The 22079-nt window shown below is 74.6% G+C and carries 19 protein-coding genes and 1 tRNA gene; 12 read left to right on the forward strand and 8 right to left on the reverse strand.

Annotation, left to right across the window (positions count from 1 at the left end):
- The first annotated feature begins 11 nt into the window (after positions 1 to 11).
- The 5 genes from ACH4PU_RS23570 to ACH4PU_RS23590 all read left to right on the forward strand — a co-directional run bounded on the left by ACH4PU_RS23570 (position 12) and on the right by ACH4PU_RS23590 (position 7286).
- Positions 12 to 1691 (forward strand): (2,3-dihydroxybenzoyl)adenylate synthase, encoded by a 1680-nt coding sequence (locus tag ACH4PU_RS23570; RefSeq protein WP_398275803.1) that lies wholly within the window; start codon positions 12 to 14, stop codon positions 1689 to 1691.
- 278 nt (positions 1692 to 1969) lie between these two features.
- Positions 1970 to 2611 (forward strand): isochorismatase family protein, encoded by a 642-nt coding sequence (locus tag ACH4PU_RS23575; protein ID WP_398275363.1) that lies wholly within the window; start codon positions 1970 to 1972, stop codon positions 2609 to 2611.
- 109 nt (positions 2612 to 2720) lie between these two features.
- Positions 2721 to 5897, forward strand: coding sequence for an AMP-binding protein (locus ACH4PU_RS23580; protein WP_398275366.1), 3177 nt, complete (start codon positions 2721 to 2723; stop codon positions 5895 to 5897).
- A 424-nt stretch (positions 5898 to 6321) separates the two neighbouring features.
- Positions 6322 to 6930, forward strand: a complete 609-nt coding sequence (locus ACH4PU_RS23585; RefSeq protein WP_398275369.1) for a 4'-phosphopantetheinyl transferase family protein — start codon at positions 6322 to 6324, stop codon at positions 6928 to 6930.
- 92 nt (positions 6931 to 7022) lie between these two features.
- Positions 7023 to 7286, forward strand: coding sequence for a DUF1049 domain-containing protein (locus ACH4PU_RS23590; protein WP_398275372.1), 264 nt, complete (start codon positions 7023 to 7025; stop codon positions 7284 to 7286).
- Between the two features lie 84 nt (positions 7287 to 7370).
- On the opposite strand, the gene ACH4PU_RS23595 is transcribed toward ACH4PU_RS23590, so the two are convergent.
- The 3 genes from ACH4PU_RS23595 to ACH4PU_RS23605 form a co-directional block, all read right to left on the reverse strand.
- Positions 7371 to 7444: transfer RNA gene (locus ACH4PU_RS23595), tRNA-Lys, on the reverse strand.
- A 108-nt stretch (positions 7445 to 7552) separates the two neighbouring features.
- Entirely contained in the window at positions 7553 to 8233 is a 681-nt protein-coding gene (locus ACH4PU_RS23600; RefSeq protein WP_398275375.1) for a response regulator, read from the reverse strand.
- Complete coding sequence (locus tag ACH4PU_RS23605) at positions 8230 to 9657, reverse strand: sensor histidine kinase (protein WP_398275378.1); 1428 nt, start codon at positions 9655 to 9657, stop codon at positions 8230 to 8232. Before ACH4PU_RS23605 ends, ACH4PU_RS23600 begins: the two co-directional genes overlap by 4 nt.
- A gap of 273 nt (positions 9658 to 9930) precedes the next feature.
- Here ACH4PU_RS23605 and ACH4PU_RS23610 point away from each other — a divergent pair, with 273 nt between their 5' ends.
- Together ACH4PU_RS23610 and ACH4PU_RS23615 are read left to right on the forward strand one after the other, a co-directional pair.
- Positions 9931 to 10677, forward strand: a complete 747-nt coding sequence (locus ACH4PU_RS23610) for an ATP-binding cassette domain-containing protein (RefSeq protein ID WP_398275381.1) — start codon at positions 9931 to 9933, stop codon at positions 10675 to 10677.
- Positions 10674 to 11486, forward strand: coding sequence for an ABC transporter permease (locus tag ACH4PU_RS23615; RefSeq protein ID WP_398275384.1), 813 nt, complete (start codon positions 10674 to 10676; stop codon positions 11484 to 11486). Before ACH4PU_RS23610 ends, ACH4PU_RS23615 begins: the two co-directional genes overlap by 4 nt.
- A 44-nt stretch (positions 11487 to 11530) precedes the next feature.
- Here the strand turns inward: ACH4PU_RS23615 and ACH4PU_RS23620 are convergent, their stop codons facing one another.
- Positions 11531 to 12067 (reverse strand): hypothetical protein, encoded by a 537-nt coding sequence (locus ACH4PU_RS23620; protein WP_398275387.1) that lies wholly within the window; start codon positions 12065 to 12067, stop codon positions 11531 to 11533.
- A 151-nt stretch (positions 12068 to 12218) separates the two neighbouring features.
- On the opposite strand from ACH4PU_RS23620, the gene ACH4PU_RS23625 reads away from it, so the two are divergent.
- Positions 12219 to 13010 (forward strand): metallophosphoesterase family protein, encoded by a 792-nt coding sequence (locus ACH4PU_RS23625; RefSeq protein ID WP_398275390.1) that lies wholly within the window; start codon positions 12219 to 12221, stop codon positions 13008 to 13010.
- Between the two features lie 90 nt (positions 13011 to 13100).
- A complete protein-coding gene (locus tag ACH4PU_RS23630; protein ID WP_398275393.1) occupies positions 13101 to 13844 on the forward strand; it encodes a class I SAM-dependent DNA methyltransferase in 744 nt (247 codons plus the stop codon).
- A gap of 480 nt (positions 13845 to 14324) precedes the next feature.
- Here the strand turns inward: ACH4PU_RS23630 and ACH4PU_RS23635 are convergent, their stop codons facing one another.
- Entirely contained in the window at positions 14325 to 14798 is a 474-nt protein-coding gene (locus ACH4PU_RS23635; RefSeq protein WP_398275396.1) for an RICIN domain-containing protein, read from the reverse strand.
- Positions 14799 to 15043: 245 nt separating this feature from the next.
- Positions 15044 to 16189 carry a diaminopropionate ammonia-lyase gene (locus ACH4PU_RS23640; RefSeq protein WP_398275399.1) on the reverse strand — a complete coding sequence of 382 codons (1146 nt, stop codon included), beginning with the start codon at positions 16187 to 16189 and terminating at the stop codon, positions 15044 to 15046.
- 104 nt (positions 16190 to 16293) lie between these two features.
- Here ACH4PU_RS23640 and ACH4PU_RS23645 point away from each other — a divergent pair, with 104 nt between their 5' ends.
- Positions 16294 to 17232 (forward strand): LysR substrate-binding domain-containing protein, encoded by a 939-nt coding sequence (locus ACH4PU_RS23645; RefSeq protein WP_398275402.1) that lies wholly within the window; start codon positions 16294 to 16296, stop codon positions 17230 to 17232.
- A gap of 1030 nt (positions 17233 to 18262) precedes the next feature.
- Positions 18263 to 18550: a cytochrome P450 gene (locus ACH4PU_RS23650; RefSeq protein WP_398275405.1), complete on the forward strand. Its 288-nt coding sequence runs from the start codon at positions 18263 to 18265 to the stop codon at positions 18548 to 18550.
- A gap of 189 nt (positions 18551 to 18739) precedes the next feature.
- Here the strand turns inward: ACH4PU_RS23650 and ACH4PU_RS23655 are convergent, their stop codons facing one another.
- Together ACH4PU_RS23655 and ACH4PU_RS23660 are read right to left on the reverse strand one after the other, a co-directional pair.
- Positions 18740 to 20140, reverse strand: a complete 1401-nt coding sequence (locus ACH4PU_RS23655) for a hypothetical protein (RefSeq protein WP_398275408.1) — start codon at positions 20138 to 20140, stop codon at positions 18740 to 18742.
- A gap of 16 nt (positions 20141 to 20156) precedes the next feature.
- Positions 20157 to 20861, reverse strand: coding sequence for a 2OG-Fe(II) oxygenase (locus tag ACH4PU_RS23660; RefSeq protein WP_398275411.1), 705 nt, complete (start codon positions 20859 to 20861; stop codon positions 20157 to 20159).
- A gap of 339 nt (positions 20862 to 21200) precedes the next feature.
- On the opposite strand from ACH4PU_RS23660, the gene ACH4PU_RS23665 reads away from it, so the two are divergent.
- Positions 21201 to 21941 (forward strand): alpha/beta hydrolase, encoded by a 741-nt coding sequence (locus ACH4PU_RS23665; RefSeq protein WP_398275414.1) that lies wholly within the window; start codon positions 21201 to 21203, stop codon positions 21939 to 21941.
- Positions 21942 to 22079 lie beyond the last annotated feature (138 nt).

Here is a 22079-nt window from a genome sequence, read left to right on the forward strand (position 1 = left end):
GCGGTGGGGCGATGACCGGCGAGGGTGCCGGGAGCCCCGACGCGCCCGGCTACCCGCCCGAGTTCGCCGAGCGCTACCGCGCCGCCGGATACTGGCGCGGCGAGACCTTCGGGCGGATGCTGCGCGAGCGCGCGGCCGCCCACCCGGACCGGATCGCGATCACCGACCCCGGCCCCGCGCCGGACGGCTCCACCACCCGCCGCTGGACGTACGGGGAGCTCGACGGGCGGGCCGACCGGATGGCCGCCGGACTGCTGGCCCTCGGCATCGGCAAGGGCGACCGCGTCGTCGTCCAACTCCCCAATGTCGCGGAGTTCTTCGAGGTCGTCTTCGCGCTGTTCCGCATCGGCGCGCTGCCGGTGTTCGCCCTGCCAGCGCACCGCGACAGCGAGATCCGGCACTTCTGCGCGTTCACCGAGGCCGCCGCGTACGTGATCCCGGACGTCGAGGGCGGCTACGACCACCGCGAGCTCGCCTCCCGCGTCCGCGCCGAGGTGCCCACCCTCCGGCACGTCCTCGTCGCCGGCGACCCCGGGCCGCACACCGCCCTCGCGGACGTCCCGAGGACGCCCGCCGGGGCCTTCGACGACGCGTCCGACGGGCCCGCACCGCACGACCTGGCCTTCCTCCAGCTCTCCGGCGGCTCCACCGGCGTACCCAAGCTCATCCCGCGCACGCACGACGACTACATCTACTCGCTCCGCGGCTCCAACGAGATCTGCCGGGTGGACGAGCACAGCGTCTACCTCTGCGCCCTGCCCGCCGCCCACAACTTCCCGCTGAGCTCGCCGGGTACGCTTGGCGCCCTCCACGCCGGAGCCCGCGTGGTCCTCGCGCCGCGGCCCAGTCCGGACGTGGCGTTCCCGCTCATCGAGCGCGAGGGCGTGACGATCACGGGCCTGGTGCCGCCGCTCGCCCTCGTCTGGACGGAGGCGGCGGCCGCCACTCCGTACGACCTGTCCAGCCTGGACGTCCTGCTCGTGGGCGGCGCGAAGTTCAGCGAGGAGGCCGCCCGGCGGGTGCGGCCCGCCCTCGGCTGCACCCTCCAGCAGGTCTTCGGCATGGCCGAGGGCCTGGTCAACTACACGCGCCTCGACGACCCCGAGGAGATCATCGTCGGCACCCAGGGCCGGCCGATCTCCCCCGACGACGAGATCCGCGTCGTCGACGACGCGGACGCCGACCTGCCCCTGGGCGAGACCGGGCACCTGCTCACCCGGGGCCCGTACACCATCCGCGGCTACTGGCGCGCGCCCGATCACAACGCCACGTCCTTCACTCCCGACGGCTTCTACCGCACCGGTGACGTGGTCCGGCTCACGGAGGACGGCTACCTCGTCGTCGAGGGCCGGGCCAAGGACCAGATCAACCGGGGCGGCGAGAAGGTCGCCGCCGAGGAGATCGAGAACCACATCCTCGCCCACCCCTCGGTGCACGACGCCGCCGTCGTCTCCATGCCCGACCCCTACCTCGGCGAACGCACCTGTGCCTACGTGGTGTTGCGGGAGGGGGCCGAGCCGGTGCGGTCCGGCGCGCTGAAGAAGTTCATCCGCGGGCGGGGGCTGGCCGACTACAAGGTCCCGGACCGGGTGGAGTTCACGGACGCCTTCCCGCAGACCGGGGTCGGCAAGGTGTCGAAGAAGGACCTCAGGGCGGCGATCGCGGCGGAGCTGGCGGGGAAGGGGCGCTGAGGGAGGCGCCGTATCCGACGTCATGCGGACCGGCACCGATCGGCACCGAACCGTCACCGGTCGGGTCGGTGGGCACCGGGCCGGCACCGGGCCGGCACCGGGCCGGCACCGACCATCACCGACCGTCACTGGCCGGACCGGTCGGACCGGCCCGCACCCACCGGTTCCGGCCATGACAACCGCGAGCAGTAACGAGCAAGCACGGCAACGACAGCGCGGCGTGAGCCGCCCGCACCCCACCCCACCGATCCCCGCCCCCACCGAAAGGCCACCGCACCATGGCGCTCCCCGCCATCACCCCCTACCCCATGCCCGCCGAGGCCGATCTCCCGGTGAACAAGGTCGACTGGGCCGTCGACCCGGACCGCGCGGTCCTGCTCGTTCACGACCTCCAGAACTACTTCCTCGGCGCCTTCACCGCCGGCGCCTCACCGGTGACCGAACTGCTCGCCAACGTCGGCCGGTTGAAGAAGGAGTGCGCGCGGCTCGGCATCCCGGTCGTGTACTCGGCGCAGCCCGGCGGGCAGAGCCCCGCCGAGCGCGGCCTCCAGCAGGACTTCTGGGGGCCCGGGCTGCCCGCCGACGGGCACGCGGAGGCGATCGCCGAGGCGGTGGCGCCCGATGCCGGGGACACCGTCCTCACCAAGTGGAAGTACAGCGCGTTCGTCCGCTCCGACCTGGCCGAGCGGATGGCCGGGCAGGGCCGCGACCAGCTCGTCATCGTCGGCGTCTACGCGCACATCGGCGTCATGATGACGGCCTGCGACGCGTGGATGCGCGACATCCGGCCGTTCGTCGTCGCGGACGCCGTGGCCGACTTCTCGGCCGAGGACCACGCCATGGCCCTCCGCTGGGCCGCCGCCAAGTGCGCCGTCGTCACCACGACCGACCGGATCCTGACGGGCGCCGAGGGGAACTGACGGCCATGTCCCCGAACCGAGACCGGCGCCGCCGCCCCCGGCGGCCGGGCCGTGGCGACCGCGGCGGGCCGCTCCCGGCGGTTCCCGAGACGACGGCGGGAGCGCGACGGTGACCGTACGGACCCTCGACCGGTTCCCGCTCCCGCGCCCCCTCACCAGAGAGAACACCCGGGAGGACGCCCGGGAGAAGGCACGGGAGAACGCCGGGGAGACAGCCGCATCGCAGGGCCTCCGGCTGACGTCGGCCCAGCGCGAGCTGTGGTCCCGGCAGGCCCGCGACCCGGGCGGCGCGGCGCCGGCCCCCGCCGCGTACCGGGAGATCCGCGGGCCGCTCGACCCGGTCCTGTTCGCGGAGGCGCTGCACCGCACGGTCGGCGAGGCGGACGCGTTGCGGATTCGCGTCGTCGACACCCCCGACGGCCCCCGCCGGCGGCCGATCGCGATCGAGCCGCCGGGCCACGGATTCCCCTTGTGTGCCGCGGACTTGCACGCGAGGGAGGGGATGGAGGAGACCGGCGGGGGAGACGGAAGCGAGGACCCGGAGGCGGTCCGCACCGCGCTGGCGTGGATGCGCGCGGACCTCGGCCGGCCGTTCGCCCCGGCCGGCGGCCCGCTGTTCGCGTACGCGCTGTTCCGGGTCGGCGGCCGGCGCTGGCTCTGGTACCGGCGGGTGCACGGGGTCCTGCTCGACGCGCACGGCCACCGGCTGGTGGACCGCCGGGTGGCCGAGGTGTACACGGCCCTGGCGGCCGGCGAGGATCCGGGCCCGAGCCCGTTCGGCCGGCTCGCGGACCTCGTCGCCGAGGACGCGGCCTACCGCGCCTCGCCCGCCCGCGAACAAGACCGCGCGTACTGGCGGAGCCGCCTCGCGCACCTGACCTCGGGGGAGGGGGCGGACGGTCTGAGGAGCGCTCACGGCTGCCCCGCCCGTAACGCCTGCCACGCCTTCCACCTCGACCCCGAGACCACGGCCGGGCTGCGCGAACTCGCCGCGTCCGTCCGCGGTTCCTGGACCGGGCTGCTCCTCGCCGCCCAGGCCCTGCACCTGTGCCGCGCCACCGGACACCGGGACGCCGTGCTCGGGCTGCCGCTGCCCGGGCGTACGGGACCGGCGGCGCTGCGCGTGCCCGGGACCGTACGGAACACGGTCCCGCTGCGGCTCGCGGTCACCCCCGACGCGACCCTCGCCGGCCTGGTCCGGCAGGCCGACGACGCCGTCCGCGAGGCCCGTGCCCACCAGCGCTACCGCCGCGCCGACCTCCGCCGCGACCTCGGCCTCCCGGCCGGGCACCCCGCGCTCACCGCACCGCTGGTCGACGTCGTCCCGGCGGAGGAGCCGATCACGTTCGCCGGAGCGCCCTCCGCGCTCCACCCGCTCGTGCCCGACACCTCCGGCGAAGAGGCCGCCGTCGCCTCCCACTTCACCGAGGCGGCGGACGGGGGCCTCCGAGTGGATATGTGGGGCACGTGGGATACGTGGGGTAGTCAGGACACAGGGACCGGCCACCTCCCCGCGCCGAGCGGGCCGCGGCACCCACTCCACACCCTGCTGACCCGCCTCCCGGCCCTCGACCCCCACACACCGCTCTCCGCCGTGTCCCTCGTCCCTGACGAGGAACACGAACAGGCCCTTCGCGAAGGCAATGACACGGCCGTCTCCGTCCCGCCCACGACAGCGATCGGCCCCTTCGAGTCCCGCGCCGCCCGCGCCCCCGGGGCGACCGCCCTGGTGGCCGGCGACGAGCACCTGACCTACGCCCAGCTCAACGCCCGGGCCAACCGCCTGGCCCGCCACCTCACGACCCTCGGCCTCCGCCCGGGCACCTTCGCCGTCGTCGACCTGCCCTGGTCGACCGCGAGGGTGGTGGCCCTGCTCGCCGTCCTGAAGGCGGGCGGTGCCTGCTTGTTCACGGGGGCGGGGGAACGGCTGTACGCGGACGCTCCGTGGGTGGGCGAGGAGCGCGGGGGTGACCCGCTCGGTGGTGACGCGCGTGACGCCGGCCGGCCCGATGGTGGTCCGCGCGGAGGCGGCTGGTCTGATGACGACCCGTGCGGAGGCGGTTCGCCTGATGACGGCCTGTGGGAAGGCGGCCGGCCCGGTGACGGCCCGCATGGAGGCGGCCGGCCTGATGACGGCCTGCGTGAAGGCGGCCGGCCCGATGGTGGTCCGCACGAAGGCGGCTGGTCTGATGACGGTCTCCACGAAGGCGGCCGGCCTGATGACGGTCTGCGCGGAGGCGGCTCGCCCGATGACGGCCCGCGCGAGGACGGCCCGGGTACCGCCGCTCCGTACCGTGAACAGCTCGCACCCGTCTGCGTCCTGACGACCGCGGCCGCTCAATCCGCCCGGCTCGCCCAATTCGCCGGGCCCACCCGGCCCGCCGGAGGCGCCCGAACCGTCTTGCTGGACGACCCCGCCCTCCAGTCCCTTCTCGCGGCCCACCCGCCCGCCGACCCGGCCCGCGCACTGACTCCCCACCACCCGGCCTATGCCACCCGCCTCAGCCCCACCCTCACCTCCAACCCCAACCCCAACCACCCCCACACCGCCGTCGTCCCCCACTCCACCCTCGACAACCGCCTCCGCTGGCTCCAGCACCACCACCCCCTCACACCAGCCGACCGCCTCCTTCTCCAAGCCCCGCTCACCCCGGACACCTTGGCGGTGGAGCTGCTCTGGCCCCTCCGTGAAGGAGCGACACTCGTCCTGGCCGCGCCGGGCGCGTCGACAGCGCGTCGCATACGCGAACTCGACGTCACCGTCGCCCGCTTCGACACCGATGCCCTCCGGCGGTTCCTGGGCACGCCGGAGGCGGGGGAGTGCGGGCGGTTGCGGCACGTCCTGACCGGCGGGGAACCGCCGGACCGGCCGACCGTCGACCGGTTCCACCACGCGCTGCCGCACGCCGCCCTCCACCACCACTTCGGCCCGCCGGAGGCGGCCACGGCGGCGCACCACACCTGTACGCCGGAGGGGGCCACGCCGCCCGGAACCGTACGGCCCGTCTGGAACGCGCGCCTCCATGTCCTCGACCCGGCGCTCCGGCCCTGCCCGCCGGGCGCCCCGGGCGAGTTGTACGTCGCGGGCGCCCCGCTCGCCACCGGGTACGCAGGCCACCCGGCCCGTACCGCCGGCCGTTTCCCGGCCGACCCGTACGGGCCGCCCGGAACGCGGATGTACCGTACGGGCCGCAGGGCCCGGCGGCACGCGGACGGCGGCGTCGAACTCCTCGGCGCGCACGGCCCGGGCGGCGAGGCGCCGGCCGTCGGGCCGTCGGCCGGATGAACCGCCGGCCACCAGCTCCGGCCTCGGCGGATGCCGCCGCCGAGGCCGGTCGGACGGGACACGGGTACGCTGGCCCGCCCGGAGACGGGGAGCCATGACGGGGACGAGAGACGACGGGGAGAGGCCCTTGCCCAGCACACCGGGTACGTCCGACGCGGCGAGCGCGCCCAGGCCGCCGGATCCCACCGGCGCATCCGTTCCCACCGGCACATCCGGCGAGTCCCACGCATCCGGTGCCACCCGCAGCCCCGGGCCTTCCCGTACGGCCGACGCGTCCCGTACCCCCGGTCCTCCCACTGAGTCGGCAACCTCATCCCCACCCCCGGGCGCCCCCCTCCGCCCCCGAATCCTGGGCGACGACCCGCTCCCCGCCCCCTGGACCCCGGAAGCGGCCGCGGGCGCCCCCGCCCTCTGGCTGCTGCGCATGCCGGACGGGGACCACCCCGCCTCCCGCGAGGAGTACGAGGCGGTCCTGGACGCGGGCGAACGCGCCCGCGCCGCCTCCTTCGTCCGGGACCTGCACCGCGACCGCTACGTCGCCGCGCACCTCGCCCTGCGCCGGCTGCTCGGCGCGTACCTCGGCGTGGCGCCGGAATCCGTCGAGCTGATCCGGGAACCCTGCCCCTGCTGCGGCGCCCCGCACGGCCGTCCGGCGGCGGCCGGCGCGCCCCTGCACTTCAACCTCTCCCACGCCGGCGACCTGGCGCTCCTCGCCTTCGCGGACACGCCGGTCGGGGCGGACGTGGAGGAGGTGCAGCAGGCGTCGGTGGTCGACAGCGTCGGCCGTTCGCTGCACCCCCGGGAGGTGGCCGAGCTGGAGGCCCTCCCGCCCGCCGACCGGACGACGGCCTTCTCCCGCTGCTGGACGCGTAAGGAGGCGTACCTCAAGGGAACGGGCACCGGCCTCGCGGAGCGGCTGTCGGTGACGTACGTGGGCTGCGGCCCGCGACCCGCCTCACCGCCCGGGTGGACGCTGACCGACGTCGAGGCGGCCCCGGGATACACGGCGGCGGTGGCCCTCGCGGACGGGTAACCGTCCACTGCTCAACGCCGTCCCGCCCCGCCCCTCACCCGAACGGAGCAGTCCCGCGCCCGCGGTGGCGCGCACCCTGCGAAGGTGAGGTCATGGCCTCCAAGCACAAGTCCTCGACGAGCGGTCCGTCCCGCGCCGGTTCCGCGGGGAGCCGGCTGCGGGAGATGGCGACGACGGGACGGGTCGTCCTGCTGGTCGTCGCCGTACTGGCGATCGTCTTCATCTTCGAGAACACCCGGCACGTCACGATCCGGATCATCGGTCCGGAGGTCTCGACGCCGCTGTGGCTGGCGCTCGGCGCGATGCTGGTGATCGGCTGGCTGCTGGGGCGGTTCGTGACCGTACGGCGTCGATGACGGAGTGGCGCCGCCGCGCGGACGCCGTCGATGCCAACACGCCTCGGGCCCCCGCCTCTTGCGAGACGGGGGCCCGAATTCCAGTGCGCCACCAGGGACTCGAACCCCGGACCTGCTGATTAAGAGTCAGCCGCTCTAACCAACTGAGCTAGCGGCGCGGGAAGAAAATTATCAGATCTTCCGGCCGAAGCAAACGCGGTCAGGATCCGCTCACGTTCCGTGCCGCTCCGTGTGTCATGTGTGGTCAGGGGCTGTTCAGGGGCCGTTCAGCCCGAGGGCGACACCAGCCCCGCCTCGTAAGCGGTGATCACCAGCTGCACCCGGTCCCGGGCGCCCAGCTTCGTGAGCAGCCGCGACACATGCGACTTGGCCGTGGCCACCGTGATGAAGAGGTCCTGTGCGATCTCGGCGTTCGACCGGCCGCGCCCGACCAGGGTCAGCACCTCCCGTTCGCGCTCGGTTATGCCCTCGACCGCGGTCTCGACCGCCGCCGGGGGACGCCTCGACGCGTCGGGCCCGGAGCGTTCCGCGGCGAAGTCGGCGATCAGGCGGCGCGTCACGCCCGGTGCGAGCAGCGCGTCGCCCGCCGCGACCACGCGGACCGCCGCGAGGATGTCGTCCAGCGCCATGTCCTTGACGGCGAATCCGCTCGCGCCGGCCCGGAGCGCGCCGTAGACGTGCTCGTCCTCGTCGAAGGTGGTCAGCACGAGGACGCGGGCCGTCGTCGGGCCGGACGTGATCCGCCGGGTGGCCTCGATCCCGTCCATGCCGGGCATCCGGATGTCCATCACGACGACGTCGGGGCGGAGTTCACCGGTGAGCCGGACGGCCTCCAGGCCGTCGGCGGCCTCGCCGACGACCTCCAGCCCGGGGTGGTCGGCCATGAGCACGCGCAGCCCGGAACGCACCAGCGGCTGATCGTCGGCGAGCAGGATCCGGACGGTCATCGGGTCTCCGCCCCGGCGTCGGCGGAAGCCGGGACGTCGGCCGGGGTGAAAGCCGGGGTGGAAGCCGGGACGTCGGCCGGGGCCTTGACACCGACGGGCGCGGGCAGTGGCAGCCGGGCCGCCACCCGGAAGCCGCCCCCGGCGCGCGGACCGGCGCTGAGGTGACCGCCCAGCAGGGCGACGCGCTCGCGCATGCCGATGATGCCGAAGCCGCCGGAGTGGCCGAAGCCGCCGGGGCCGTCGAAGCCGCCGGGGTCTTCGGGGCCGCTGAAGTCGCCGGAGTCGCGGGCCCGCCTCCCATCGGCACCCCGCGTCCCGCCGCACCCGTCGTCCACGACCTCCACCACCAGCTCCTCCGCCCCGTAGCTCACGGTCACCCGACACCACCCTGTCCCCGCGTGCCGCACCACGTTCGTCAGCGCCTCCTGCGCGATCCGGTAGGCGGACAGGTCGATGTCCCCGGGCAGCGGGCGCTGTTCGCCCTCCCGGCGCAGGTTGACGCGGACGCCCGCGTCCGCCGTCGACGCCGCCAGCCGTTCGAGGTCCGCGAGCCCCGGCGCGGGGGCGAGCGGCGGCCGTTCCCCGGCATCCGCGCCGTCCCGCCGTCCCGCGCCGTCCCGCCGTCCCGCGCCGTCCCGCTGTGCCGCGGAGTCCCGTCGTCCGACGGCGTCCGCGCCCCGCTGCGCCTGCCGCAGCGACACCAGCGTGCGCCGCAGCCCCGCCAGGGTCTCCCTGCTGGTGGACTCGATCGCGCGCAGGGCCTCGCGCGCCTCCGCCGGCTGCGTCTCGATCACCCGGCTCCCCACCCCCGCCTGGATGGCGATGATGCCGACGCTGTGCGCGACCATGTCGTGCAACTCCCTTGCGATCCGCAGCCGTTCGGCGGTCACCGCCTCGGCCACCTCCCGCGCGCGCAGCGCCGCTTCCCGCGCCCGCAGCGCCACCGCGTGCTCGCGGCGCTCGCGGCCGAGCAGCCCGGCCGTGCAGCACGCGGACAGGGCCAGGACGGCGGTCACCGCGTTGACCGTCATGTTGTCCCCGTGCGCGAACAGGCCGATCACCGGAAGCTGGACGGCGGCCGTCACGGCCACGGCGACGACGGAGGTCCGCCGGGCGCGGGTGGCGACGACGAGGGCCAGGACGACGTCCACCCCCAGGTACGACAGGAACTGGCCCTGGTACGCCACCGACGCATCCGGGCGGACGGCCGGATCCGGGTGGAAGGAACCCGGCGTGCCCGCCACCACCAGGGTCGACCCGAGCAGCGCCAGCCCCAGCGCGAGCAGCGGCGCCCGGCGCGCCATGCCGGCGAGCAGGCTCACGGCCAGCAGCGCCCCGAGGCCGTGGGCCGTGTCCGACGCCCGTGGCGCGCCCCCGATCAGCAGTCCGACGGCGAGGAGGTAGCCGACTCCTCCCGCCCACACCAGGACCCTCGTCCTCGGCCGCGCCACCCGCCGGGAAGGCCGCGGCGCGGGGCCGGGACCGGGAGCAGGACCGGAACCGGGAGCGGGGCCGGGACCGGCGGCCCGCCCGGCCGTCGGCAACGCGCTCATCAGGGATTTCACGCCGCGAGACTAGCCGCCCGCCTCCCACCCGGCATCAGCCCGTGGACGTACGCCCCCGGGCGAACCCGCCCATCCGCATTGCCGCTCCCGGCCTCATGCCCGGACCCGGGCCGTCCGGACAGGCTGGGACCCGTGATCGAAGTCAGCGAACTCACCAAGCGCTACGGCGGCAAGACCGCCGTCGACCGGTTGTCCTTCACCGTCCGCCCCGGCCGGGTCACCGGATTCCTCGGCCCCAACGGAGCCGGCAAGTCCACCACCCTCCGGATGGTCCTCGGCCTGGACGCGCCCACCGCCGGAACGGCCACCGTCGACGGCGTCCCGTTCCGCCGTCACCCGCGCGGCCTGCGGCACGTGGGCGCCCTCCTCGACGCCGCCCACGTCCACGGCGGGCGCACCGCCGCGGCTCACCTGGCCGCCCTGGCCCGGAGCAACGCCGTTCCGCGCCGCCGGGTGGACGAGGTGCTGGGGGAGGTGGGGCTGGCCGAGGCCGCGAACCGCCGTGTCGGCGGCTTCTCCCTCGGCATGAAGCAGCGGCTGGGCATCGCGGCGGCCCTGCTCGGCGACCCGCCCGTGCTTCTCTTCGACGAACCGGTCAACGGCATGGACCCGGAGGGCGTGCTCTGGGTGCGCCGCCTCTTCCGGCGCCTGGCCGCCGAGGGGCGCACCGTCTTCCTCTCCAGTCACCTGATGTCGGAGATGGAGAACACCGCCGACGACCTGGTCGTCACCGGCCTCCCGGCCGCCCGCATCGGCGCGCTCGCCCACGAGCACCGCATCCGCCTCGACGAACTGACCACCCACACCGCCTCCCTGGAGGCGGCCTTCATGGAACTCACCGCGACCGCGACGGAATACCCGGCAGGACACCCCCGATGACGAACCCGACGCCCTTTCCCGGCCATGCGGCGCCCGCCCGCTTCCGCGACCTCCTGGCCGCCGAGTGGATCAAAACCCGCTCCCTGCGCTCCACCCCCTGGACCCTCGCCCTCACGCTCCTCTTCGTCATCGGCTCCGCCGTCGCGGCGACGGCGTCGGACCGCGCCTCCCGCCCCGGACCCGCCGACTTCCTCCCCTTCGACGCCTATCCGCCGGCCGGCTCCTGGACGCTCACCCTCGTCGCCGGCAGCGTCGGCGCCCTCACCGTCGTGAGCGAGTACAGCACCGGCCTGATCCGCGCCACCACCGTGGCCGTCCCCGCCCGCGGTGCGGTCGTCCTGGCGAAGGCCGTGGTCACCGCCGCGCTCTGGACGGTGGTCGGGGTGATCGCCGCCACCGGTTCCTTCCTGGCGTCCCAAGCCGTCCTGAACGAGCGCCACGCCGGCGTCCCCCTCACCCACCCCGGCGTCTTCCGGGCGCTGGTGGCCACCGCGCTGCTGGCCCCGGTCTGCGCCCTGGTCGGCCTGGGTCTCGGCGTCCTGCTGCGGCACTCCGCCGCGACCATGGTGACCAGCGTCTTCCTGCTGCTGATGCTGCCCCCGATGTTCTCGGAGCGCGTCCGCTGGGCGGCGGACGTGAGACACGCGCTGGTCTCGTCCGCCTGGTCGCGCCTGGTCCAGAACTGGGACCCCGGCCCCGGATCCCTCGCCTACTCGGCGACGGTCCCCGGTTCCTGGGCCGTGTACGTGCTCTGGCCGCTGACCGCGGTGGCACTGGCCGTCCTCGTCGTCCGGCGGCGCGACGTGTGAACGTGACGGGTGAGCGGGAGCGTGCCGGGTGAACGTACGGAACGTCAGTCCTCGTCCACGCTCGACAGCGCGTCGGTGATCAGCCGAGTGGCGAAGTCAGGGTCCTCGGTGAGGCGGTTGATGTGATCCGCGAGCAGGAAGGCGGTGACCTCCAGCGGGTTCATCTCGGCCTCGGTCCAGAACCCGTACTGCTTGCGCCACAGGCTGGGGCTCAGATCGGCACCCGCGGCGATGATCAGCCCCGCCATCGTCGGAATCGCCTCGGGGCGGACGCTCCTGGGCATCATGCGCATCGTGCCCACGACGTTGGGCACCACATACGCGAAGACGTCCTTGTCGTGCGCCGCGTACGCCTCCCGCAGCCACTTCATGAACATGAAGATGAGCGTGCACGCCCCGTCCAGCACGTCATTGGCCCCCTCGGCGTCGAGGGAGGCCGTGAACCGGGCCATCAGCTCCCGCTGTTCGGGATCCGTCCGGCTCTTGCCCGCCTGGACGGTCTTGAGCCGGGAGTCGATCAACATGAGCGCCGCGCCCACATCGCCGGCGGGGGCGTACTGGGGATCGCAGGTGGACGACACGGGAGTTCCTCCTCACTCGACCGCGGCGTGTGACGCGGCGTGCCCGTAGGGTAGTGCGCCGCCCTCCCACGGGTCCGCCGAACCTCTGGTTGCACCATGGCCGTTCGGGGCAGGCTGTGGCCCGAACGCCTGCTCCGCGAAAGGCTCCCCGATGGTCGCGAGCGTCGCCGTCCTGTCCGACATCCACGGCGTACTGCCGGCCCTGGAGGCCGTCCTGGCCGAGCCCGACGTCATCACGGCCGACCTGATCATCGTCACCGGCGACCACGCGGCCGGCCCGCAGCCCCGCGAGGTACTGGACCGGCTGCGCGCCCTCGGCGACCAGGCCCTCCTGATCCGCGGCAACGCCGACCGGGAACTCGCCGCACTGGCGCGGGGCGAGCTCCCGCCCGACCACGCCTGGGAAGTGGACCTGTGGGCCGCCCGGCGGCTACGGGACGAGGACGTGGAACTCCTCGCGAACCTGCCCCACCCGGTGATCAGGGAAGTCGACGGCTTCGACGGCAGAGTCGTCTTCTGTCACGGCACCCCGCGCGACGACGCCGAGGTCGTCCTCGTCGACACCCGCCTCGACCGCTGGGCCGAGGTCTTCGCCGACGTGCCCGACGACGTACGGACCGTGGTGTGCGGCCACACCCACATGCCGTACGCACGCCTCGTCGACGGGCGCCTCGTCGTCAACTCCGGCAGCGTCGGCATGCCGTACGGCCGCCCGGGCGCGTCCTGGGCCCTGCTCCGCGACGGCCAGGTGCACCTGCGGCACACCCCGTTCGACGTGGGCGCCGCCGTGGCCCGCGTGGCGGCGGAGTCGGCCTTCCCCGCCGCCCGGACCTGGGCGGACCACTACGTCCGGGCGAGGACGACGGACGCGGAGGCGCTCCGCGCGTTCGGCCCCCGGGACGGCAGGACCGCTCCTGTGCCACCGGGTCCGGTCGCGCGGTAAATGCCTGGAGCCGGGAAGCACTTGGGCGCTAGGGTCCGGGTCCGTCGGCGCACGGACCAGTGGCCCGGCCGGTCGCGAGAGGAGCGTTCCGTGGAGGGATTCGACCCCCGGACGAGTTTCGGATACGAGGTTTCGCAGCGCTACGACGACGAACCGCGCGGTGACGAGGCCGAGACCGTCGCGTTCCTGGCCGGCCTGGCGGGGGGCCGGGACGCCCTCGAACTCGCGGTGGGCACCGGCCGGATCGCGCTGCCCCTCCTGCGGGCGGGAGTACGGGTGGACGGGATCGAGCTGTCGCGCGACATGGTCGCCCGGATGCGCGAGAAGCCGGATGGCGACCGGATCGACGTCACCATGGGCGACATGTCCCGCGTCACCACCGGCCGCCACTACGGTCTGGTCTACCTCGTCTTCAATACGATCGGCAATCTGCTGACCCAAGAAGACCAGGTCAGGTGCTTCCGGAACGCCGCCGCGCACCTCGCCGACGGCGGCGTGTTCGTCGTCGAGTGCCGCATCCCCACGGCGCCTTCACGCGCCGGTCACCAGTACCTCGACACCGAGCGGGTCGGCCTGGACTACGTCGATCTCGACGCCGGCCGGTACGACCCGGTGACCCAGATCCTCGACGTGAACCACATCCGCATCAGCAGTCGGGGCATCAGGCTGTCCCCGATCCGGCTGCGGCTGGCCCACCCGCCCGAGTTCGACCTCATGGCCCGCCTCGCCGGACTCCGGCTGCGAGACCGCTGGGGCGGGTGGAACGGCGAGCCGTTCACCGCGGCGAGCTGGCGCCACGTGAGCGTGTACGAACGCGCGGACGACGACGCGTAAGACGCCCGGCTCCGCGCCTGCTCCCTGCCGGCGGCCGCTCGTCGGCTGTCCAGGTGGAACGCCCCGTGGGTTGCCCTGGATCGCCACGAGTTCGTCATTGGTGTGTGGGGCCCCTCCGGTGTGCGCGTCGCGGACCGGTAGAGGGGAGGGATCGGTGAAGACGGCGTGGCTCAGCGCGGACGGCTCGTATTGCGGCATCCGGTCCAGTTCGGTCCAGTCCAGTCCGGTCCGGTGGCCCAGCGGCCGGGGCGGGCGGTACGCGGATCCCCCCGGTTCTCCTGAACGGCCGGAAGATTTGAGGTACTTGACACATTCTTTTTCAACCGCCTGCCCCCGGCCGCGACGGCGCCGTCAAGCCCGTCAACAGCGCCGTCCAGCCGAACCGCGCAGACGCCGCGACGCGGCATGACTGCTCCGACCCCGACCCTTCGTGACCGGAAGCGCAAGCCGGGCAGCCTCCTGCGTGCCGGGGGCTTCCCCCTACCCCACCCCCCGGAACTCCCAGGCCCGCTCCGGGCCCCCCGCCCCCAGTGGCCGGAGGACGACGTGGCCCGCCCAGGCCGGCTCCGGAGCGACGTCGACGGCGAGCTCCGCGCCCAGGGGGCAGTCGGCGGAGCCGTCCGCGTCGTCCGGGACGACGAGGTGGAAGAGGAGGCCCGCGCCCGAGCCGAGGTGCGCGGGCCGCAGTGCCCAGGACCGGTGCCGCGCCCCCGCCCCCACCTGCTTCCCCGGCTCGGGCTGCCCGTGGAAGCCGAGCAGCGTCCCGCTCCGCACGTTGCGGACGGTGCGCGTCCCGTCGTCGAGCTCCTCCAGGATCCACTCCTGTTCGCCCGGGCCGGCGGTGCGTGGCATGAGCAGCGTGGGCGTGCCCGGTTCGGCGGAGCCGTCGCGGAGGGTGAGGAACCGGCCGCCGGGCCGGGCGATCGTGTAGACGCCGTTCGGTACCAGAGCCAAGGCCGACTCCCTTTCTGACGCGCGGCGCCCCATCGCGGGCGCCTCGGACTTCCGGGCGGAGGCATACGTCCCCGGTCCCCGCGTCCCGTACCGGGGTGAGGCCCCCGCGTCACCCCTCGGGCGCACGGCCGCCTCACCCGGGGGAGGGCGCGCCGCCAGCGGGCGGCTCAGCCGGTGGTCACCGGGCGGCTCGCCCTTGGCCGCCGGCCGGCTCACCGGCGGTCAGCGGGCGGCTCAGCCGTTGGTCACCGGGCGTCTGAGCCGGCGGTCGCCGTGTACGGATTCGCCTCCCGCCCCTCCGTGCTCAGCAACACCACCGTCGATTCCGGTCCTATCCCCAGCGCGTCCCGCCGCGCGACCGCGTCCGGCCCCGACAGCGCCGTCCGCAGGCCCGCCAGGGACGCGGCGCCGCAGGGTCCGGACGGGACGCCGGACCCGGCCAGGTCGGCCATCGCCCGGGCGGCGCCGGCCTCGCTGACGGCGACGGCGGCGTCCAGGCCGTCCCGGAGGAAGGGCCAGGCGAGGGCGGACGGCGTTCCGCAGTTCAGGCCCGCCATGGCGGTCTCGCCGGTGGCGACGGTCACCGGCTCGCCGCGCGTGAGGCTCGTCAGGAGGCTCGCCGCCGCCTCCGGCTCGACGGCGAGCAGCGCCGGGCCCGGCCGCCCGCCGGCCGGAGGGCGGCCGCGGTAGTGGGTGACGGCGGCCTGGGCCAGCGAACCGACGCCGACGGGGACGGCCACCAGCCCGGGAGCCCCCGCGCCGGCCGCCGCCAGCTGCTCGTCGATCTCGGCGAACAGCGTGGAGTAGCCCTCCACGATCCAGCCGGGGATGCGTTCGTAGCCCGGCCAGGCCATGTCCTGGACGAGGACCGCGTCCTCCGCGCGCGCCGCCCCGGCCGCCTGCCGCACGGCCTCGTCGTACGGTCCCGCCACCGGGACCACCTCGGCGCCCTCGCCCTCGATGGCCGCGACGGCGGCGGGGTGGACGCCCGACGGGACGAAGACGCGGGTCCGCGTCCCGCGGTCGCGGGCCGCCCGGGCGAGGGCCCGGCCGTGGTTGCCGTCGGTGGCGGTCACCAAGGTGATCGCGGCCGCGTCCGGCCCCTCCGCCGCCCGTTCGGCGAGGATGCGGTGCACCGCCCAGAACGCGCCCAGCGCCTTGAAGGCGGGCAGCCCCAGCCGGGACGACTCGTCCTTGACGAAGATCCGCCCCACGCCCAGTTCGGCGGCGAGCCGGGGCAGTTCGGTCAGGGGCGTGGGCGCGTATCCGGGCAGCGCGGCGTGGAACTCCCGCACTCCGGCGGGGCCGGGCGCACAGGTCCAGGACCGGGCGGCCGGACGGGCGAACCACGCGGGGGCGAGGAGGGCGGCAGAGGGAGGGGCAGCGGTCATGGCAGCAGCCTGCGGCCCGTCCCACACTCCGGTCCAGCGCATGATTCCGACCTATATTCATCGGGAAAAGCGAACGGTCAGCCCATCCCCAGAGGGGAACACCCGTGTTCGACCTCCACCGCCTCCGCCTCCTCCGCGAGCTCAAACACCGCGGCACCCTCGCCGCCGTCGCCGCGGCCCTCTCCTACAGCCCCTCCACGGTCTCCCAGCAGCTCTCGCAGCTGGAAGCGGAGGCAGGAGTGAGGCTTCTGGAGCCGGTGGGACGACGGGTGCGGCTGACGCATCAGGCGGAGATCCTCGTCGCCCACACCGAAGCGGTCCTCGAACGCCTGGAACGCGCCCAGGCGGACATCGCCGATTCCCTGACCGACGTCGCCGGCACCCTCCGCGTCGCCGCCTTCCAGACGGCCGCGCTCACGCTCGTTCCCCCCGCCCTGACGCTGCTCCGCGCGGCCCACCCGCGGCTGCGGCCGCACGTCACCGAGAGCGAACCGGAAGACGCGCTTCCTGCCCTGCTGGCACGGGACTTCGACCTGGTCGTCACCGAGGAGTACCCCGGCGGCGCGATCCCCCACCCGGCCGAACTGGACCAGGAGCCCCTCCTCGCCGACACCCTCCGCCTCGCCGCCCCTCACCCGGCCCATCCGGCCCATCCGGCCCATCCGGCGGACGACGGCCCTCCGATCACCCTCCGCTCCCTCGCCGGCCACCCCTGGGTGATGGAACCTGAGGGCACCGCCGCCCACCGCTGGGCCGTGTCGCTCTGCCGGGACGCCGGCTTCGAACCCGACGTCCGCTTCGAGTCCAGCGACCTCCACCTGCACCTCCGCCTCGTCGAGGAGGGCCACGCCGCCGCCTTCCTCCCCGACCTCATCTGGAACGGCCGCCACCCCACCGTCCGCCTCCACCCCCTCCCACGCGCCCGCCACACCCGCCGCATCTCCACCGTCGTCCGCCGCGGCCGTGCCCGGCACCCCGCGATCACCGCCTGCCGCGCGGCCCTCCGCCGGGCGGCGGAAGGCGTGGCGAAGCCGGCGGGGTGAAGTCGGTGGGCTGAGGCCGGTGGGGTGAGGTCGGGGGGCTGAGGTCGGCGGGGTGAGACGGGCCGCGGATGCGATGTCCGACGGGGTCTGTTCCCCTGGGAGGGAACCCCTGGCGGCCGGTTCACGGCCGAGCCGGTGCACGCCCGAGTCGCGCGTCGGGGAGGTGGTCTGATGAGTGGCGGCGTCGGGTACATGCGCCGGTTCACGCGTGATCCGCACGGGTTCCTCGAAGACCTGGCTCGCCGGAGCGACGCGGCGGTGTTCGCGCTGCCGTGGGGCGGCTGGTGTGTGCGCGATACCGAGCCGGCCCTCCGCGTGCTCGACGACCCCGCCTTCAATACCGGCCGCTCGCCTTTCTTCGGTGACCTTCTCCCGACCCGGTCGGCCCAGATCGCCGTAGGCCGCGAGGCCCGCCAGGCGCTGCGCGCGTACGAACCCGCCTTCCGCACCGGCATGGAGAACGCCGTGGCCCGGCTGGCCCCCGCCAGCCCGTGGCCCGTCACCGGCCCCGACCTGGTCTTCCGCAGCGCGGCGGATCTGCTGCTGCACCCGGACGCCGCGCCTCCGCTGCGGCGGCTGACGCACCGGTCCGTACACGGCGGTGTCCTCGTCCGGCAGCCCCGCGTACGGCAGCGGGCGCGGGCGGAGGTGCTGCGGGCCAGGCTGGTCGGGGCGTTGCTCGCCCACGTACGAGAGCGGCGGCGGCAGACCGTTCCCCGACGCCCGCGCGATCTCCTCGACACGGTCCTGCTCGCCTGCCCCGACGACCTCGGCGACCGGGCGGCGGCCGACCTGTACCGGGTGATCCACCAGTCCGTCGTGCGCAACGTCGGGTACGTGCCGGCGTGGTCGCTGCTGCTGGCCTGTCTCCACGCCCCGGGAGGCGCGTCCCGGCCCTGGCCGTGGCCGACGGACTCGCTCGTGCGCGAGGCCGCCCGCTACCGCCCGATGGTCTGGGTGGTCGGGCGCCGCGTCCCGTACCCGCAGGAGGTTCGGCGGCGTCCGCTTCCCCACCGGAACGACCCTGTCCGTGAGCCCGTACCTGCTCCACCACGACGAGCACCGCTGGACCGAGCCCAGGATCTTCGACCCCGAGCGGTGGCCACGGCCGGACGGCTGCGGCCCCTATCTGCCGTTCGGCGCGGGCCCGTTCGCGTGTGCGGCCGCGGGGGTCGCCCACAGCATGGTCGCCACGGCGATGGACCGCCTCGGCGCGGGGGCCCGCCTGAGCGTCCCGGCGAGTGCCACGTACCCGGTGGTGACGGACGCCGCCGTTCCGCGGCCCTTCGTCCTGCACCGCGCCGCCACAGCGTCTTGAACCGGAAGGGAGGGGGGAGGCAAGGGAAAGGAGGTGATCGGTCGTGATCGCAGCCCTCCGGCGCGTCTTCAGGAACAAGCCGACGCATCGTTGGCTCTGGTAGAGGCCGTACACAGAGCACGAAGTGGTCCGGTGCGTCGGCCGCTCGACGCGCCGGACCACCCCCTGCGACGGTGGCACCGAGCCGCCTCACCGCAGGCCGGCCTCCCGATACGCCCCGGCTCCCCGGTACGCCCCGGCCTCCGGATCCGCCAGTTCCCGCGAGGTCACCGCGGGCGAGACCCGGACGAGCGTGTCGGCGAAGTGCCGGGCGCAGAACCGCTCCAGACCCCCGTGCCCGCCGGCCCAGGCCCTCATCTCCGCCTCCTTTTCGGGGAGTTCGTCCAGCAGCCGGTCGAAGACGCGCGCGTGGTACGCGACCGCCGCCCCGCCGAACCGGCAGACGGTCCACCGCCGGTCGGCCAGCTCCGCGACGTGCGCCCGGAGCACGCTCGTCGCGTCGTGGCAGAAGACGACGTCGTCCTCGAAGACCAGCACGTGCCGCAGCCCCCGCTGCCGCGCCTCGGCGACGGCCGTCCGGTGTGCGAGGGCGTACCCGGCCGCCGGTTCGCCGGGGACGGCGGGCGCCGGGAGGCGGCGTACGCGCCCGGCGATGCCCAGCCGCCGGAAGCGGCGGTGGGCGGCCACCCAGCGGTGCACGTCGGCGTCGGCGTTGACGCACACCAGCGCGTCGAACTCGTCCAGCGGATGCCCGCGTTCGGCGGCGTGCTCGGCCACCCAGTCGTCGACGACGTCACCGCACGCCTCGCGGTAGTGGTCGACGACGGGCTCGACGGCCAGGCCCGCCTCCTCCCACGCGAGGAGGTGATCGCGGCAGCGGTCGGCGGTCTCCACGGGAACGGCCGTGCCGGGCGGCCGGACCGACCGCCGCGTCCAGCGCAGGAACGGCAGGCACAGTGCCCGCGCCCCCGCCGCCCGGAACCGCTTGTGCAGCGACCCCACTTCCGCCCCCGCCCCCCGTAGCCGCGGGTTGAGCCCCGGCCAGACGTCCGTACGGCAGGCGAACAGCCCGAGATCCTGCATGCCGATCTCGAACGGCGGCGCCGCCGGATCCGTCCCGCGCGGATTGCACCCCGGCGTGCCGAACGACGCGCCGTCGAACACCGGGTCGAGGTGGGTCCGCATGTCGCGTAGACCGTCCCCGAGCAGCGGCCCGTGCAGCAGGTCGGGGGAGTGCGGGTGCTCGTCCGCGTACGCGAGGAGGCCGGCGAGGGCACCCGGCGCGAGCAGGACGCCCGGGTCCACCGTCAGCACCCACTCCGTCCGGGCCTCCCGGACGACGAGGTCCCGCAGCGCGCTGCCGCGCAGGTGCCCGGCGGGTACGCGGCGCAGGCGCGGGACGGTGTCCGCCAGTGCCGGCAGGCCCGCGCCGCCCGGACCGTCCGGATCGCCGTCCACGACGAGCAGGTCGACGCGGTCGGCGGCCTCGGGGTGGTGGAGGCGGAGGGAGAGGAGCGTGAAGTACGCGCCGTCGTAGTCGTCGTGGACGGCCGTGCCGACGGTCAGACGCGCGGGCGCCGCGGCGGTCATGAGCCGGTCTCCCCGCTCACCGGGGACCGGAGCCGAGCCGGCCGTGGAAGGCGAACCGGCTGTCGAGCAGCTTCGCCGACGGCGAGGCCACCGGACGCACCTGGTACCAGGCGTCGGACGGGAAGAAGACCAGCGAGTCGTGGTCCGGCTGCACGTCCCGGAACGACTCCGCGATACCCGGGTGCCCCTCGCGGACGGTCGTGTCGTAGATCCGCGTCTGGCCGCCGGTGAACCCGCGTGGCCTGCGGTGCAGGTGGTAGATGAACGAGATGCGGTGCGTACTGCCCGAGCCCGACTCCGACCCCGGGGCCTCGCTGTCGCGTACGGGCGGGTCCTGCCGCCGCGCGTCGGGCGGCAGTTCGTTGTGCATCGTGAACCCGAACGACACCCGGGGATCCACCACCGGCACCCCCAGCATCGTCATCACCATCGGCGCCAGCCGCGTCACCACGGCGGTGAGCGACGGGAACCGGGCGGCCTGGTCCGCGCACCGCCACGTCGGCGGAACCATCGCCTCCGCCCCCGCGCCCCGCCCCCTCACCTCGTCCATCAGCGCGTGGCACCCCTCCTCCAGCAGCCGGTCCGCCTCCGCCGCGCCCAGGACGTCGTCGAACCGGCAGATCTGCGTCGCCAACGTCACCGCCGTCGAGGCCGTCCCCCGCGACGTGCTCCCGCGCTCCGCCTCGGTCACGCTCTCGGCCACGCCCACGCTCTCGGTCATCCCCGCACCTCCGCATGCTTGCGGCAGGGGTACCACGGGGCGTACGGGATGAAACGGGCGCCCGTCGGTGCCATCCGGGCGGGCGAACGCGGGCCCTTTGCATCGTGCTCGCACGCGAGTTCGAGGCGGATCCGAGTGCGGGGCGAGCGTGGGGCGCGATGCCTGTTCGTCTCATCGAAGGCTGATCCCACTGTCTGCTAACCTTCCCGCAGCCGTGCAAGACATCGAGGAGGTGGTACCCGTGAACGTATCGACGTGGGTGCTCTCCTCCGGGGTCACGGTCGGGCGATAGGTCGTCGCCCGGGAGCGCCGTTCCGTGCACTCCCGAAAGGCACGACCATGCATGTCACTTCTGAACGACGCCTCGACGACGGCCTCCTCGAGCGCGAGTTCACCCTCGGTGAGATCCCCGGCATCCTGTGGACGCCCGCATCCGCATCCTTGTCCGCACCGGTGCCGCTGATCCTGCTCGGCCCCCCTCCCCTCGGACTGCGCAAGGCGTACCCCCGGCTGGTGGCCCGAGCCCGGCACTCCGCGGCGGACGGCTTCGCCACGGCCACCATCGAACTGCCCGGAAGCGGCGACCGGCCCCGTTGGCCCGCCGCCGAACAGGCCCGCGCCGCCCTGCGCCGGGCCATGGAGGCCGGCGAGCCGGTCGGCGACGAGATCATCGACGCCCTCGTCCTCCCCCTGGTCGACCGGGCGGTCCCGGAATGGCAGACCGCCCTGGACGCCTTGTTGTCGCTGCCCGAAATCGGCGGTCCTGTCGGGTACTCAGGGGGAGTGATCTCCATCGGGACCCGGCTGGCGGTGGTCGAGCCGCGCATCTCGGCCGCTGTCCTGTTCGCCGGGAGTTTCATCCCTCGCGCCATGTTCGAGGAGGCCCGCCGCGTCACCATTCCCCTGCACGTCCTGCTGCAGTGGGACGACGAGGGCAACGACCGGCAGGCGGCCCTGGACCTCTTCGACGCGTTCGGTTCCGAGGAGAAGACGCTGCACGCCAATATGGGAGGACATACCGGCGTCCCGCAGTTCGCGGGGGACGCCGCGGCCCGGTTCTTCACCCGGCACCTGCGCTAGCGGCGGCCCGGCCCCTCTGCGACGGCGGTGGCCGGCGGCAGCACGACCGCCCCGGCCGCGACGGTACCGGCCATCGTCGGTGCCGGCCGGCCGGGGCGGTGCTCGGTCCCACCCGCCGTACGGCGCGGTGGCAGCGCG

The sequence above is a fragment of the Streptomyces sp. NPDC021100 genome (genome assembly GCF_044333095.1).
Classification (GTDB): Bacteria; Actinomycetota; Actinomycetes; order Streptomycetales; family Streptomycetaceae; genus Streptomyces.

Bases quoted from the DNA above. Each gene is read 5' to 3' on its own strand.
- ACH4PU_RS23570 (WP_398275803.1), top strand. From the start codon at position 12: ATGACCGGCGAGGGTGCCGGGAGCCCCGACGCGCCCGGCTACCCGCCC.
- ACH4PU_RS23575 (WP_398275363.1), top strand. From the start codon at position 1,970: ATGGCGCTCCCCGCCATCACCCCCTACCCCATGCCCGCCGAGGCCGAT.
- ACH4PU_RS23585 (WP_398275369.1), top strand. From the start codon at position 6,322: ATGCCGGACGGGGACCACCCCGCCTCCCGCGAGGAGTACGAGGCGGTC.
- ACH4PU_RS23590 (WP_398275372.1), top strand. From the start codon at position 7,023: ATGGCCTCCAAGCACAAGTCCTCGACGAGCGGTCCGTCCCGCGCCGGT.
- ACH4PU_RS23600 (WP_398275375.1), bottom strand. From the start codon at position 8,233: ATGACCGTCCGGATCCTGCTCGCCGACGATCAGCCGCTGGTGCGTTCC.
- ACH4PU_RS23615 (WP_398275384.1), top strand. From the start codon at position 10,674: ATGACGAACCCGACGCCCTTTCCCGGCCATGCGGCGCCCGCCCGCTTC.
- ACH4PU_RS23625 (WP_398275390.1), top strand. From the start codon at position 12,219: ATGGTCGCGAGCGTCGCCGTCCTGTCCGACATCCACGGCGTACTGCCG.
- ACH4PU_RS23640 (WP_398275399.1), bottom strand. From the start codon at position 16,189: ATGACCGCTGCCCCTCCCTCTGCCGCCCTCCTCGCCCCCGCGTGGTTC.
- ACH4PU_RS23655 (WP_398275408.1), bottom strand. From the start codon at position 20,140: ATGACCGCCGCGGCGCCCGCGCGTCTGACCGTCGGCACGGCCGTCCAC.
- ACH4PU_RS23660 (WP_398275411.1), bottom strand. From the start codon at position 20,861: ATGACCGAGAGCGTGGGCGTGGCCGAGAGCGTGACCGAGGCGGAGCGC.
- ACH4PU_RS23665 (WP_398275414.1), top strand. From the start codon at position 21,201: ATGCATGTCACTTCTGAACGACGCCTCGACGACGGCCTCCTCGAGCGC.